At 43.9% G+C, this 14,205-nt stretch carries 16 protein-coding genes; 9 read left to right on the top strand and 7 right to left on the bottom strand.

Features of this window, described 5'->3' with window-relative positions; all coding sequences use genetic code 11:
- The first annotated feature begins 616 nt into the window (after positions 1-616).
- The 3 genes from A8140_RS24470 to A8140_RS24460 all read left to right on the top strand — a co-directional run bounded on the left by A8140_RS24470 (position 617) and on the right by A8140_RS24460 (position 3,831).
- A complete protein-coding gene (locus A8140_RS24470) occupies positions 617-1,609 on the top strand; it encodes an ABC transporter substrate-binding protein (RefSeq protein ID WP_005529648.1) in 993 nt (330 codons plus the stop codon).
- An 88-nt stretch (positions 1,610-1,697) separates the two neighbouring features.
- Positions 1,698-2,597 (top strand): ABC transporter permease, encoded by a 900-nt coding sequence (locus A8140_RS24465; protein ID WP_005429511.1) that lies wholly within the window; start codon positions 1,698-1,700, stop codon positions 2,595-2,597.
- Entirely contained in the window at positions 2,590-3,831 is a 1,242-nt protein-coding gene (locus A8140_RS24460; protein WP_005529645.1) for a quaternary amine ABC transporter ATP-binding protein, read from the top strand. The genes A8140_RS24465 and A8140_RS24460 overlap by 8 nt, the downstream gene beginning before the upstream one ends.
- Before the next feature lie 76 nt (positions 3,832-3,907).
- On the opposite strand, the gene A8140_RS24455 is transcribed toward A8140_RS24460, so the two are convergent.
- Positions 3,908-4,138, bottom strand: a complete 231-nt coding sequence (locus A8140_RS24455; RefSeq protein ID WP_005529643.1) for a hypothetical protein — start codon at positions 4,136-4,138, stop codon at positions 3,908-3,910.
- A gap of 200 nt (positions 4,139-4,338) precedes the next feature.
- On the opposite strand from A8140_RS24455, the gene A8140_RS24450 reads away from it, so the two are divergent.
- The gene (locus A8140_RS24450; RefSeq protein ID WP_005529641.1) at positions 4,339-4,848 is read left to right on the top strand and encodes a copper resistance protein NlpE; all 510 of its coding nucleotides are present in this window, start codon (positions 4,339-4,341) and stop codon (positions 4,846-4,848) included.
- 108 nt (positions 4,849-4,956) lie between these two features.
- Here A8140_RS24450 and A8140_RS24445 read toward each other — a convergent pair whose 3' ends face one another.
- Positions 4,957-5,841: a LysR family transcriptional regulator gene (locus A8140_RS24445; RefSeq protein ID WP_005529639.1), complete on the bottom strand. Its 885-nt coding sequence runs from the start codon at positions 5,839-5,841 to the stop codon at positions 4,957-4,959.
- A gap of 94 nt (positions 5,842-5,935) precedes the next feature.
- Between A8140_RS24445 and A8140_RS24440 the strand changes: the two genes are divergently transcribed.
- On the top strand, positions 5,936-6,844 hold the full coding sequence (locus A8140_RS24440; RefSeq protein ID WP_005529637.1) for a DMT family transporter: 909 nt from the start codon (positions 5,936-5,938) through the stop codon (positions 6,842-6,844).
- Between the two features lie 195 nt (positions 6,845-7,039).
- Positions 7,040-8,131: a transporter substrate-binding domain-containing protein gene (locus tag A8140_RS24435; protein WP_005529635.1), complete on the top strand. Its 1,092-nt coding sequence runs from the start codon at positions 7,040-7,042 to the stop codon at positions 8,129-8,131.
- Between the two features lie 69 nt (positions 8,132-8,200).
- On the opposite strand, the gene A8140_RS24430 is transcribed toward A8140_RS24435, so the two are convergent.
- The 3 genes from A8140_RS24430 to A8140_RS24420 all read right to left on the bottom strand — a co-directional run bounded on the left by A8140_RS24430 (position 8,201) and on the right by A8140_RS24420 (position 9,665).
- Positions 8,201-8,719 (bottom strand): glycine zipper 2TM domain-containing protein, encoded by a 519-nt coding sequence (locus tag A8140_RS24430; RefSeq protein WP_005529633.1) that lies wholly within the window; start codon positions 8,717-8,719, stop codon positions 8,201-8,203.
- 220 nt (positions 8,720-8,939) lie between these two features.
- Positions 8,940-9,287, bottom strand: a complete 348-nt coding sequence (locus A8140_RS24425) for a GlpM family protein (RefSeq protein WP_005529630.1) — start codon at positions 9,285-9,287, stop codon at positions 8,940-8,942.
- Between the two features lie 18 nt (positions 9,288-9,305).
- Positions 9,306-9,665, bottom strand: a complete 360-nt coding sequence (locus tag A8140_RS24420; RefSeq protein WP_005529628.1) for a hypothetical protein — start codon at positions 9,663-9,665, stop codon at positions 9,306-9,308.
- A gap of 227 nt (positions 9,666-9,892) precedes the next feature.
- On the opposite strand from A8140_RS24420, the gene A8140_RS26045 reads away from it, so the two are divergent.
- On the top strand, positions 9,893-10,075 hold the full coding sequence (locus A8140_RS26045; protein ID WP_005529625.1) for a hypothetical protein: 183 nt from the start codon (positions 9,893-9,895) through the stop codon (positions 10,073-10,075).
- Positions 10,076-10,117: 42 nt separating this feature from the next.
- Here A8140_RS26045 and pncB read toward each other — a convergent pair whose 3' ends face one another.
- A complete protein-coding gene (pncB, locus tag A8140_RS24410; RefSeq protein WP_005529623.1) occupies positions 10,118-11,428 on the bottom strand; it encodes a nicotinate phosphoribosyltransferase in 1,311 nt (436 codons plus the stop codon).
- A gap of 390 nt (positions 11,429-11,818) precedes the next feature.
- On the opposite strand from pncB, the gene A8140_RS24405 reads away from it, so the two are divergent.
- Entirely contained in the window at positions 11,819-12,544 is a 726-nt protein-coding gene (locus A8140_RS24405; RefSeq protein WP_005529620.1) for an NUDIX domain-containing protein, read from the top strand.
- A 31-nt stretch (positions 12,545-12,575) separates the two neighbouring features.
- Positions 12,576-13,229: a nicotinamidase gene (locus A8140_RS24400; RefSeq protein WP_005529619.1), complete on the top strand. Its 654-nt coding sequence runs from the start codon at positions 12,576-12,578 to the stop codon at positions 13,227-13,229.
- A gap of 335 nt (positions 13,230-13,564) precedes the next feature.
- On the opposite strand, the gene A8140_RS24395 is transcribed toward A8140_RS24400, so the two are convergent.
- Positions 13,565-13,909, bottom strand: coding sequence for a hypothetical protein (locus A8140_RS24395; RefSeq protein ID WP_005529616.1), 345 nt, complete (start codon positions 13,907-13,909; stop codon positions 13,565-13,567).
- Between the last annotated feature and the right edge of the window lie 296 nt (positions 13,910-14,205).

Here is a 14,205-nt window from a genome sequence, read left to right as displayed (position 1 = left end):
ACATACACATACCGAGAGATATTTAGGTAACTAATTTACGACAACTACTTCTGTTTACACGCCAATTAATCACCTCCTTCTTCGGCATTAAGTATCCAACTATCTTGCTGTACACTATCTAACTCAGCTAATTTCATATCCAGAATGAAGTATTTTTTCATATTCGATTCTCTCTGGTAGCTTCAGATTCTATCGGAGTTCTAACTCTTTTGATTAAATCACTACCAGTAAGATTGAGCGCTATGCGGAAATCTTTGTATATGAATACTCACGGCCTGATCATGAAATTCATTAGATCGTTTAGAAGCAGCCCATCAAATCTGTACTCACTATTTAGTAGCACTACTTTTACTTAAAAGCGCAGTCTGCAATGTCTTTATTTACCCTAGAAATGATTAGACATCTAACAAAAACAGGGCAAAACATACCAGAATCCATATGTTTAACGGATTGTAGACACCGCTAATCGCTCACTTTTTAAGCTTAAAGTAATCAAACCTTCTATATTTTTCACAATTATTTACAAACAAAGCTACAATTCTCGTGATGCATTAATTTGAACACTAATGATCAATTCGTTACCCTAAGTGAGCTATTTAGAGAAAGGAAACTCAATATGACGTACAAAACTCCCTTACTACTAGCGATTGGTGCGCTAGCAACAACCAACGCAAACGCAAGTGAGTGTGGAACGGTTACCATTGCAGATATGAACTGGAACTCTGCAACACTGATTGCCAATGTAGACCGTTTTATTCTTGAGCACGGCTACGGCTGTGATGCCGAACTCATTCCTGGTGATACCATGCCGACAGGCACATCAATGATTGAAAAAGGACAGCCTGATGTGGCACCTGAACTGTGGAGTAACAGCCTTAAAGACGCGCTAGACAAAGGTGTCGAAGAAAAACGCCTACGCTATGCAGGTAAAGCGCTCGTCGATGGTGGTGAAGAAGGATTCTGGATCCCAGCCTATCTTGTTAAGCAATACCCTGAAATGAAAACCATCGAAGGTGTGAAAAAGCACGCGAAGTTATTCTCTCATCCTGAAGACAAAGCAAAATCGGCATTTTACAGCTGTCCTGCCGGTTGGAACTGTCAAATTAGCGCTGGCAATCTTTTCAAAGCGATGAATCTTGCTGACTCAGGCTTCGACATCATCGACCCAGGTTCAAGCGCCGGTCTGTCTGGCTCAATTGCAAAAGCCTACGAGCGTGAAGAAGCGTGGTTCGGCTACTACTGGGCACCTACTGCGGTTCTTGGTAAATACGACATGGTAAAAGTGGATTTTGGTAGCGGCGTTGATGAGAAAGAGTTTGTCAGCTGTACAACACAAACAGACTGTGAAAATCCAAAAGCAACCATGTACCCACCTTCACCAGTTCATACCATTACGACTGAGGAGTTTGCTTCACGCTCTCCAGCCGCTTACGACTACTTCACTAAGCGTGGCTTCACCAATGCGGATATGAACCAGCTGTTAGCTTGGATGGAAGACAACCAAGCAGACGGTGAAGAAACCATGTTCCATTTCCTAGAAAATTACCCGCAGATCTGGAACGCATGGGTTCCACAAGACGTAGCTAAAAAAGTGCAAGGTGCACTGTAAGACTTAGACGTTTCGTAAATGGTATAGGAATACCAAAATTGTTGTATGCCGAGGCTCACTTGAGTCTCGGCAAGAAAAGGAAGTAAACATGTCTGACTCGAATTGGCTTAGCGAATTTCCAGAAATGGATCGCTCAGATCTCAGAGCCATCCGCAAAACCTTAGATGGAGCCTACCGCGATTTCTCTCGCGAATACGGCGACCTTATTGAATCATTCTTCGACCCTCTTCTCTCATTTCTCGTTTGGTTCGAAAAACTCCTCATTTCTACACCATGGATGATCATTCTTGGTGTGTGTACTGCATTAGTTTATGCCGCTAGTCGCTCATGGAAACTGGCTGTCGCGTGTTTCGTGTCGTTGATCCTGATTGGGTACTTTGGCATGTGGGAAGACACGATGCGAACGCTCAGCATCATCACGGTTTGTACCATGCTCGCCATTGCGCTCGGCATTCCAATTGGTATTGCGATGGCGCGCTCAAATCGTGTGCAATCCGTTGTGACACCACTGCTCGATGTGATGCAAACCATGCCCGCGTTCGTCTATCTGATTCCTGTCGTGATGCTCCTTGGTATCGGTAAGATCCCTGGCTTGATTGCGGTTGTTATCTACGCAATCCCACCAGTAATTCGTTTGACTAACTTAGGCATCCGACTCGTAGATAAAGAAGTTCTTGAAGCCGCCACTGCCTTTGGTGCAAGTAACAAGCAACGCTTAGTCGGCGTACAATTACCTTTAGCAATGCCAACCATTATGGCTGGTATCAACCAAACCATCATGATGGCGCTGTCTATGGTTGTTATCGCTTCTATGATTGGCGTAAAAGGCTTAGGTCAGCCAGTATTAAAGTCAATTACGAACCAGTATTTCACGCTTGGTCTGCTTAACGGCTTGGCAATTGTGGCACTGGCGATTCTGTTTGACCGAGCGTCGCAAGCTTACGCGAAGCGAACCCAAGCACACTTAGGAGATCTGAAACATGACTAAGCCACTTATTGAAATCAGCGGGCTGTACAAGATCTTCGGGCCAAAGCCAAAAACAGTCATCGAGCGAGTAAAACAAGGTCAGAGCAAAGACCAAATTCTTGCTGATACGGGTCATACCGTCGGTTTAAAAGACATCAACCTGCAAATTAACAAAGGCGAAATCTTCGTTATCATGGGTCTATCTGGCTCTGGTAAGTCGACTATGATTCGTCACTTCAACCGTTTGATTGACCCAACTATGGGACAAATCTTAGTTGAAGGCGTCGACGTGATGCAGCTGTCTTCAAAAGAGTTGGAAGAGTTTCGTCGCCATAAAATGTCGATGGTATTTCAACGCTTTGGCCTTTTGCCTCATCGCACTGTGGTTGACAACGTCGCTTACGGCTTGGAAATCCAAGGCATCAAGAAAGAAGCACGTATTGCGAAAGCCAACGAATGGTTGGAGACAGTTGGTCTTAAAGGTTACGAGAACCAATACCCAGCTCAGCTTTCTGGCGGCCAACAACAACGCGTTGGTTTGGCTCGCGCGCTGGCGACTGACGCTGAGATTCTATTGATGGATGAAGCCTTCTCTGCACTCGACCCGCTAATCCGAAGTGAGATGCAAGATCAGCTGATTGAACTGCAAGAGAAGCTGCATAAGACCATTATCTTTATCACTCACGATTTGGACGAAGCGCTTCGCTTAGGTGACCGTATCGCTATTTTGAAAGATGGTGAATTGGTACAACAAGGTTCTCCAGACGAGATTCTGCTCCACCCTGCCGATGAATATGTAGAAGCCTTTGTTAAGGACGTAAACCGAGCGAGAGCGCTTACGGTAGAAACCGTAATGCAGCCACCAGCATATCGCATTGCAGCTACGACTATCGAAGAAGCCCTTGTCGAGATGAAACGCGTGAAGCAAGACTACGCGTACCACGTGACCGACGAAGGCTATCAAGGTGTCGTTACCAAAGAGAGCTTACTAGACGCCGCGAAGACGGATGCCGCGCAAGAGCTGGCAGAAGAGATCTACGAAGAAGTGCCTGTTGTCTCTCCGGATTCCGTAATTGAAGAAGTGCTACCAGACACCATGTCTTGTGACTACTCACTGCCGGTTGTGGATGACGAAGGTAATTTACAAGGTGAACTAGAACGTAGCGCCGTAGCTGAAATCTTTACTGATAATACCGAAGAGGTGTCGCCGCCAAAGGAGGTCAAAACGCCTCCAGTAATGGATAAGGCATCTTAATACAGTAAAGGCTCATCGTCGGATGAGCCTTTTTGTTTGCTTTGTTGTCTCTTTACTACTGGTGTTATTGCTATCGCTACAGCCTTATAAGCAGTGCGAAAATTAACAGACTCAACACGATACCAAGCAGAACAATCCGTCCCTGCATTTCTGTCGAGACGGGACGATGAGGCCTTTTACCTAACGTCAGAATATACAATCCCGCGTAACCGATACTGTAAGCAACCCTGTCTAAACAAAGTTCGATCAACAACCAACGAATAAGTGCTCCCAATATCCTAAGCGCACCTAGAACTAATTCTTCCATTTTTCTTTTCCTATTCCATTTTATTTTCAAACCACTGACGTTAAAGAGTTTTTCTTACAAAGGCTGTTCAATGGTTTGCTTTGTTCTGACGCAGGTTTAGGAAACAGGTCTATTATTATCACGGTATACCCAAGTGACCTTAGCATACAGGCAACGAGATTATTTGGGTATATCAACTTGTTGATTTAGAGAGGAATATTATGAAAAAGACACTATTAGCACTAACTGGTGCAGTCGTTATCTTAGCAGGCTGTCAGGATGAGAAACCCGCGGAGACAACTGCGGTTGAGGTTCCTCAAGCAACAGAAGTTGAAACCACCGTTGATGCAACACCGATTGAAGAAGAGCAAGTGATCACCACAGATACTTTTGTTGATTCTGGTCACAACGCGCAAAATGCGCTGGATTGGAACGGCATTTACAAAGGTAAACTTCCTTGTGCTGATTGCGCGGATATCGATACAACACTGACTCTGAACGAAGACGGTACTTACTCATTGGTAAAGCTGTATGAGGGTAAAGAAGGCGGCCCAATCAAATCGGATGGTAAGTTCACTTGGAACGAATCAGGCAACACGATCACCTTGATTGATGAATCCGGTCCGAACCAGTACTTCGTTGGTGAAAACATGCTAATGAAGCTGGATATGAACGGCGAAAAAGCAACAGGCGAGCTAGCGTCATTCTACAACCTGAGCAAAATGCCTTAATGCTGAATAGCGATTTCATCTCATCCTGATAAAGACCCAATCCGAGCCTCCACTGCTCGGATTTTTTCATTTTCGTGAGAGAACAGCGAAGCAATCACTCAAATTACACTACAAGCACTGCTGTTTGAGCCAGTTGGTCAACTTAATGATTTCTGGCTGACGGGCACGATTCCTCTTGTGTACGAAGTAGAAGCTGTCTCCCGTTTCCAGTCTATGCGAAGGGATATAGACCAAATCCTGAGATTTATCTCGTTCATTCAACATGAAGTCATTAGCGAACGTAATGCCTTGGTCGTAACGAGCGGCTTCGATAGCAAGCAGCATGTGACTGAAGTGCTGCATATCAATGTCTTTTGGCAGTTCAAACCCACCGGCTTTGCACCACTCTGCCCAATCTTTACCTCGTTCGCGATAGATAGAATCAGTAGAAAGGATCGGATAGTACCAGAGCGCATTCGGCATAGGTTGGTCTTGGATTTCTTTCCAGATATTGAGGCTGCATACTGGATACAAAACCTCATCATATAAGCGCACTGCCATATAATTACGCTTCGGCTTTTGCACTGTGATAAAGCAATCACCAACACTGTCGGTTTGTTCGGGATCTCCGGCGACCATATTGAGTGAGAGATCGATTTCTGGGTACTGACGCTTAAAGTCCGCCAATCTTGGGATCAGCCATTTCACCGCCAGCGAGCTGTAAATCGCTAACCGTAGACTGCCCTTTTCTCCTTCTCGCACCTTTTGACTCGCCATCGCAATTGAACTAATAGCAGGACTGATATCTTCAAGATAACGAAAGCCGGTATCCGAGAGTGACAACTTACGCCCCTGGCGAATAAACAAGGCTTCACCAAAATAGTCTTCTAATACTCGAATCTGATGGCTCACTGCACTTTGGGTCACGTTGAGCTCCTCTGCTGCAAGGGAAAAGCTCAAATTGCGCGCAACAGATTCGAAACAGTGGACCGCTCTAAGAGGTGGTAGTTTCATTATCTAAAAATCTCATACTTAAACTAATAAATATCATTTCAATTCATCCTATGACATCACCTACTCTTTGGCAAAGAATGAGGAGAGGAATAAAGTGAAAGTCACATCTGTCGGTGCAGCCATGCTGCTATTAATCGTTGGTAACCTAGTTGCGGTGCTCTCAGACGCTTTGATCAAAAGTGTCGGTAATGAAGTGCCGGTTTTTCAGTTTGTGTTTTACCGACAATTGTCAGCTATGATGATGTTACTACCCGTGTATTTACTCACTAAACAAGCCCCATTAATGGAAGGCTTCAAGTGGCATGCAGTTCGTGCGCACGTTTGGTTAACTGGCGCGATTTTCATGGTGTTTGCCATCTCGTCGATGCCACTCGCCACCGCGAACGCGATCTTCTATGCCGCGCCTTTGATCATGCTGCCACTTGCGGCCATCTTCTTTGGAGAGAAACTTTCCGGTCAATCCGTTGCGGCGGCAGTGATGGGCTTTGCAGGCGTGCTTGTGATTATTCGTCCCGATCAGATTGATTGGGCGGCACTATCGGCATTGGTTGTCGCAGTCACATTGGCGATCAACAACCTGCTGATCCGCAAACTGCCAAAGAACCAATCTGTCCCACACGCACTGTTGATGACTAACCTAGCCGGCATCCCGGTATCATTGTTGTTGGTGTTTATTGAAGGTGAAGCATGGGATTGGAGTTCCTTCCCTATTGCGGCAGGTTCGAGCTTGTTCATCATGATTTATGCAGCAACCTGTGTATTGGCTTATCGCTCTTTCGATAGCAACAAAATTGCCAGCGCAGAATACAGCGGCTTGATTGGTGCAGTAATCGTTGGTTTGATTTGGTTTGGTGAAGTGCCAGATATCTTTATGGCAATTGGCACAGTGATGATTGTGGTGCCTCTGGTTTGGTTATCTAAGCGCGAACGCCGCAAGCAAAAACAAGCCCAAGCTGCAAAGCTCGCTGAAGAGCAACAGCACCACCAAGCACCTGTGGCATAGACGAAACCGAAACAAGGGGCAATTCACTGTCCCTTGTTGTTTGGTAACAACTGCTATAGTTAAAAACGTAAATAATAAAACTAGGGCAGTACTGAATTCATCATCACCCCCTCTGTTTCTGAACATTCTTACATTTTTAGGGTGACTCTCGCTCTCGATACAATTCACAGCTGCCTCTTATTTGAGGTCTTGTGCATGCAAAACGTATTCAAATTGACACTTCAACACTTTGTCACTTCCGCACTTTTCGTTATTGTCTTATTTAGCTCAGCCTCCTTCGCTACCCCTCTCAAAGTCGGCACTTATCCCTGTCCTCCCTTTGTTATTCATTCGACTGGTGAAGAAATTAACGGCCTGAGCGTTGAGCTATGGGAGCGAATAGCTAAAAACATGGGAGTAGAGTTTCAGCTTGAGAATCATCCTCTCGACGATCTCCTCAGTTCGATTGAAACTGGCCAAGTCGATATTGGCGTCTCCTGTATATCGATCACACCGGAGCGAGAGTTATTTGCCGATTTTTCTCACTCCTTTTATGAAACACACCTCGCTATCGCGGTTAAGCGTCAAGGCTACCTACATACCTTAAAGTCGATATTTTTGAACCCTGCGTTATGGCTGATCATTGGGGCAATTGTATTGATAGCAGGTTTAGTAGGCGCTTTTTTCTACATCATAGAGAAAGGAAAGAATGAAAAGCTGTATTCAATGAACAGTCGAATCGGTCGCTGGGTTGAGAGCTTTATACTTGGCTTACTGTTTATCACTCGCGGCCCGTTCAATTATTTTGAGTTTAAGAGCCTGACAGGGCGTATCATCACTGTACTAATCGGTGTACTTAGCATGCTCTTCATCGCAAGTATTACCGCTGTTTTAGCCAGTAAGCTCACGCTCAGCCAAGGATATTCTCAAATTAAAGGCGTCAATGACCTTGCCAAAGTTCAAGTTGGCGCCAAAGGAGCAACGACCTCTTCGCTCATGCTCACTAGTTTTGGTATTCGACACAAAAGCTACGACGACATGACAACCTTGCTGGAAGCATTGGAGAACGGGGAAGTTGAAGCAATTGTCGCTGATGATGTCGTCCTAAAGTACATGATTGGTAACGGCAGACAGAGCGGACAATTTGAAAACCTTGAAGTGTTACCTTATCAATTGGAAAAGCAAAACTACGGTTTCATCATGACCGAAAACAACCAATATGAGGAAGAGATCAATCGCGCATTATTGCAGATTAGAGAATCGAGAGAGTGGCGCAAAACCTTAGTCGACTATTTTGTCGAGAAATAATCACTGCATGATCAAAAAAGCCCTTTGCTCGCTTAAGTAAAGGGCTTTTACATTCAAGTTTGTTGGCGATTATTGCGGTAGAACCACTTTGCCATCTTGAATTGGGAATGTCTTGCCTGCAGGCTTGCTCTTCATACGAACGGTGGTTGGCGCACCAGCAACCTCGTAAGTGACATCGTAACCGACTACTTTTTCAGAAGTCGTGTACTCGGTATGACATTGCTTCTCAGTTGATGTCACAACATCACCCTTCTGAACATTGTCTTGGATTTCGCGACCCGCCATTGCACCCGCGATAGTACCTGCCGCCGTTGCAATCACTTTACCTGAACCGCCACCAATTTGGTTACCTAACGCAGCACCTGCTGCTGCACCACCAACCGTGCCAAGGATCTTGTTGTTATCCTTTGGTGCAACTTGGTGAGTCACAACCACGTCTTTACACACTTGGTGTGGGTTCTTCACTGTTTCAGTTACCGCTTCAACAAGCGTAATGTTCGCTTCTGTTGGTGCCGGTGGCGTCTTATCTTTACAACCTGCTAGTACAGCAACAACGGCTGCAGCGATTGCGATAGATTTCATATTCATGGATTACTTCCCAGTACAGTTATCTTTGCTTGGCGGTATAGTAAATCGCGGCCTGAAATTCACATCAGGTCAAATTAAGCCTTCTGTCATTAGCAGGTTAAAAAACATTGTTTTATTAAGGTGACGTCAGCAAAAAAGCAAGCTACGGTAAATCAGAGCTAGATCACATCAGGTTGAGCTATGAGTATTCGGCTAACTACATTGTAAGGATGGGTAATAATTACGCAGGCACCATCCATCGCGTCCAAAATGCAAGCAACATCGAAGCGAACATAACCCAAACAAGTGTCGCCGCTGTTAATGTGCCAACCAAGCTCAAGCGATAGCTAAAATAGAAGACTGAAATCAGATACGCGGCATAAGGAATAAGAAAATAGATACCAAACAGTATCGTTTGCCGCAAGGCTTCCATATCTCGTTCACTGCCCACAATAAAATGAGCGATCAACGCAAAAGTTGGAAACAGTGGCACTAAACCCGCGATGTAGAAGCTTTTCGACTTCGACAGCATAGCAATGATCAACACTGCGACTGCACCGAGTAAAGATTTAAGAAAGAGACTCGTCATCCGATTTTTCCAGAATGCTTAAGCCAAACTTAAAAACAATTCATCATCCGTTAGATACTTATGACGATGGCTAAGGCTACGTAAGTGCATAAACATAAAGTCAGGAAAACCTGGAGCAATGATATTGTTTGGCCCCCAGAAAATTCCGCCAACAAATACGTAACGACCTTGTTTTTCATCATCATACAGAGGATTGTTAATCGGTGTCGTCAGTTCAGCGCGGCAACCTTCAACAACACACACGATTTGCCCCTTGTAAATGCCAATCACACGCTTAACAAGGTTCGCTTTGATGCCACACTTCCACGCTTGGCGCGTTGCCCACTCATAACCCTGTTTGTTAATCACTTTCTTCTGTAGATGCACAACCAAATTCATCGTAAATTCCAGACCTGATCTTTGTTTGTACTATAACCAAATCACCTCCTAGGTTTGCCGATATAAATTTGTCGAAACCATAGAAGTTAAAAATCAAGAAATGAGAGCATTACAACAAATCGCTTTGTACTTAACGATTTTTAGGATTTTTCTGACATTAGAAACTGGAATGTGTTGCATAGAGTAATAACAAATTTATAAAAATAAAAATGACAACACGGTGAAGTATGGCTTTTGATGATTATTGGAAGAAAGTTCGGGAAAAACACCTAAAGAGTGCCGACCTAGAGGGGCTTATTGTAAAGAGGGTTCGTGCCAATACAGGCAGTAAACGTCTCCCTTATCGCACAAAATGTGGGGCACTGTGCGAAATCAAATACAACGAAGTTTGTGAGGTGCAAAAAGAGTGATGCCTTTGCACCACTCTTTTTATCAATCATTAACTTCTCTTATCAGGCGTCGATGAGGTAATTATCTCCTTCATCCTCTAGACGGTCGATCAGTACACGGCACTCGTCAAGATCAAGTGGCTGCTCAAAACGACGCTTCAAATTCATTAAAAAGAAGATGTCTTCGCACATCGCTTTCTCTGGCTCATCACTGATTTTAGCAACTGGTGAGCCATTGCATGACACCATCTTAATCACAATAGACAGTGGCTTGTATGCGATGCCTTGCGCGTTTGCGTAATCACCCATGTCGTTCGCTAGTGACGTACCAATACCAAAACTCACTTGAATACGGTCTTGGAAGTGCTCACAAATATCCAGTGCTTGCTCGAAGTTCAAACCATCGGTAAACACTAAGGTTTTCGTCATTGGGTCGATGCCAAGCGATTGGTAATGCTCGATCATCTTCTCGCCCCATGTGTAAGGGCAGCCACTATCATGGCGCACTCCCACGTACGCGTTACTGAGTTCCTCATCAAAGTCTTTTAAGAACGCATCAATGCCAATAGTGTCCGTTAACGCGATACCTAACGCGCCGTTAAACATCTTTTGCCAACGTTGCAAAGCCACCTTTTGTGAATCACGAACATTCACCAATGCTTGATGACCCATAAACCATTCATGTGCTACAGTACCAATCGGTGTGAGGCCTAGCTCTTTCGCCAAGTGGTAGTTGCTGGTCCCTGTAAGGCAGTCAGGCAACTCTTTGCTCAGATAATTCAGCATTGAGCGTTGCGCTTGGAAAGAGAAGCGACGACGAGTCGACATATCTGCAAACTTAAAGTTGGTGATATTGCGACGTTTCAGTTCTGTTTTAAGGTGACGAACCTTCTCTTCTAAAACAGATTGGAATTGCTCGACTGGAATCTCCGCCCAACGTGCACGACTACGCACTTCGGACACAATACTCATGATGATGGTTTCGTAGAGAATGGTTTCTTTCCAAAGACCATTGATGGTAATGCGCAATTGGCTGGTACCATCTGCCATGGTTTTAATGTTAAAAGAAACGTTACGTTGAGGATTAAAACGAAACGCGTGCAGCGCATCAACAAACTCAGGGTTTAGATAAGGTGCAACACCTTTGATGTACTCGATTTCTTCAGTGGAGAAAGTGATGTCTTGCAGTTTAAGTACTTCAGCTTTCACCTCTGGCAGTAATTCCGACAGGTCTTCTTCGCTGCGTACGATGAATTTATAAGACACCATCGCATCAGGATAGAGCGCTGCAACAGCACTCATCATATTCACTTTATATACGTCAAAATCTAAAGCACTTTGGATGATGCGAGACGAAAATAAATTGGTGGTCATTCGGAGCCCTTCTACACGCCCTTTTTCGTTTATACCCAAATTCCCTCAGCACGGTACAAACCGCATCTTATTGTTTTCCCAACCAAGTTGGTGGAAAGTTCTCAACAAGGCAAACTTGGGTATATAACTTGTTGTTACTAACTTAATTGCGTAAACAATAAACACCCACTTAGAGTTTGTCAACTTTTGTTACTAACCACTCATTTCTATAAGGTTTTTACGTACAAAAATCCGACAGTTATTGTGAATAACCTAAGTAGATAAGCACACCCTTGCTTAAAGAGAAACGCTAGGCAGCAATGAGCATGTTTCTAACAATCGGTTACTTACCCATTGATTGACTACTTGTTATGCGCTAGATTACTTACAAATTTTTCTCAGGACCAAATCATGATCGTAACCGTCGACATCATTCCATTCAGGCTATCTGGCTGCGCCGATAAAGGGTTGGAAGTGTTGCTGATCAAACGTTCGAATCCTGAACGTCCGTACCACGGTGTATGGGCTCTTCCCGGTGGGTTCGTGTTTGATAAAGACATGACCGACGAAGGTGGATGCCCAGCAGACGAGAACTTCGAAGCGGCACGACGTCGTATTTGCCGTGAAAAAATCCACACCTATCCACGTCACTTTAGTGAAGCCTTTGTCGATGGTGACCCAAAGCGCGATCCTGAGGATTGGAGCCTGAACATCACTCACTACGCCTTGGTTGACCGTAACAACAAAGAGCAAATCGATAACGCTGGCGTACCAGAATGTCATCTGAAGTGGTTTCCGCTCCAAGCAATCCTTGATGGTGAAGAAACCCTCGCTTTTGATCACCAAAAGATGATTGAAAAAGCATGGCAAAAGCTGCGCGCCTCTATCGAATACACCTCTGTCCTGCTGTTCGCACTTGATAAAGAGTTTTTGGTTGCCGACATCATTTCCGCCTATCAAGAGTTCGGCATCGACATCAGCCGAATGACGATCAAACGCCGTTTGATTGATTCCGGCGTACTTAAGCCAACCAACAAAGTCGCTTCCACCAACAAAGGCAAAGGCGGTAAGCCAGCTATGGTGTACACCCTAGCAAGCGACGAAGTGACCTTTTTCCAAAACTGTTTGCGTGGCTAACGCAAGCATAGAGACAGACAAGGAGTCTGCCATGACCGTTCGAGTTAATTATCAAACCACTGCTGTGATCGATGTCGATCCAGAGAAAGGTTTTACCGAACTTTGCCCTGACGAACTACCAGTTACTGGCGCATTAGAAATCGTTCCAGAGCTGCTTAAGAACCACACGAAAGGTCGTTTGAAATTAGTCAGCCGTGACTTACACCCACCAAAAGCGGCTTGGGATGCAGAAACGCCAGCAAATATGCTTGAGCCAGTTGGCCTGCCCAATGTGGATATTAAGTGGAACCGACACTGTGTGCTTGGTACTAGTGGGGTAGAGCTGCTAGACGGTCTGCCACCTGTTCTGGAATACGATTTCCAAGTGAACAAAGGTATGGATCCAGACGCCCACCCTTACGGCATCTTTTTCCATGACGTGGCGGATACCAAAACCACCGGTGCGAATGAGTTCTTAAAATTCAACCACATCGACACCGTGGTTGTTGGTGGCTTGGCACTCGATTTTTGTGTGAAAAAGTCCGTCACTCAAGCTCTAGAGTTAGGTTTCAAAGTGATTGTGAACCTAGCGTCTAGCCGCGCAGTATTGCCAGATACTATCGATGCGGTCATTGCTGAAATGGAAGAGAAAGGCGCGGTGTTTGTTAACAATGCAGATGACATCATCGTAGAAAATTTCGCTTAACCCCCCTCTCTGAATAACAAAAAACGGTCCAGCAAAACTAGACCGTTTTTATTCGATATGAGCCAGATGAACTATTCGACCTCGGCCACAGTCATATTTATAGTATAATGACGAGCTTTCCTCCAGCTACTTACAACTGACCAATAACTACTTTGCAGTAGATATCCGCGTCTGGACAAGGTTTATCATTCTCAATTGAGGACGATAAAGCATACTGTAGAAGAAAGATGGACATGACTGATACTATAGATAGGTTTAAGAAAAACATTTATTCACCAAAATTTATAGACAGTTAGACAGCTTATCTGAAAAATTAAAATAATTTTCTAAAGATGTTACTTCCTAGTAATAAACTTACCTGCATTTATGATAAAGCTATTTTCAGAATCACAACTTGCATTGGCTTTCAATCTTATATCGTTACCAAGATTCAAAGATAAGAGTTGGATATACTCGTGTTTTTGTGGGTGGTTTTGAGCTACCTTCAAAGTTGTCACACTTTCACAACCTTGAAGTCCCCATCCTTCATCCGAATCAAGAAACCAGCTTCCATCAACACCCACAGAAATAGAAGTTACTTTTGTAACTTTCGTAACTAGTAATAACTCTTCAGCATTAGAAAAAAATGAAGTTGTCGATGTAAGAAAAAGTAACGCGGTCAACTTAAAATACAATCTCATTATAGAGCCTCAATTGATTTATAATCATCATAAATAATATCCACCTTTAGTATTATTTCAAATTTATAGATCACAACAAACGAGAAACTTACTGACAAATAAATTAAACCAAACCTTAAATTATATATTTAAGGTTTACTTTTTATTACATTATTTAAATAACTTGAAATATAAAGAAACATTTAACAAATTAAAATAAAATTTAAACAATAGAAAAATCAAAAATCTTTCTATTAGTGAATAGTCAGTTTTATTAATTGGTGTTAAAAAATAAATAACCAATCAACCAGTAGCTA

Source organism: Vibrio campbellii CAIM 519 = NBRC 15631 = ATCC 25920 (assembly GCF_002163755.1).
Taxonomy (GTDB): Bacteria; Pseudomonadota; Gammaproteobacteria; order Enterobacterales; family Vibrionaceae; genus Vibrio; species Vibrio campbellii.
Note: the sequence above shows the minus strand (reverse complement) of the source record. Positions and strands in the feature narration are given on the sequence as shown.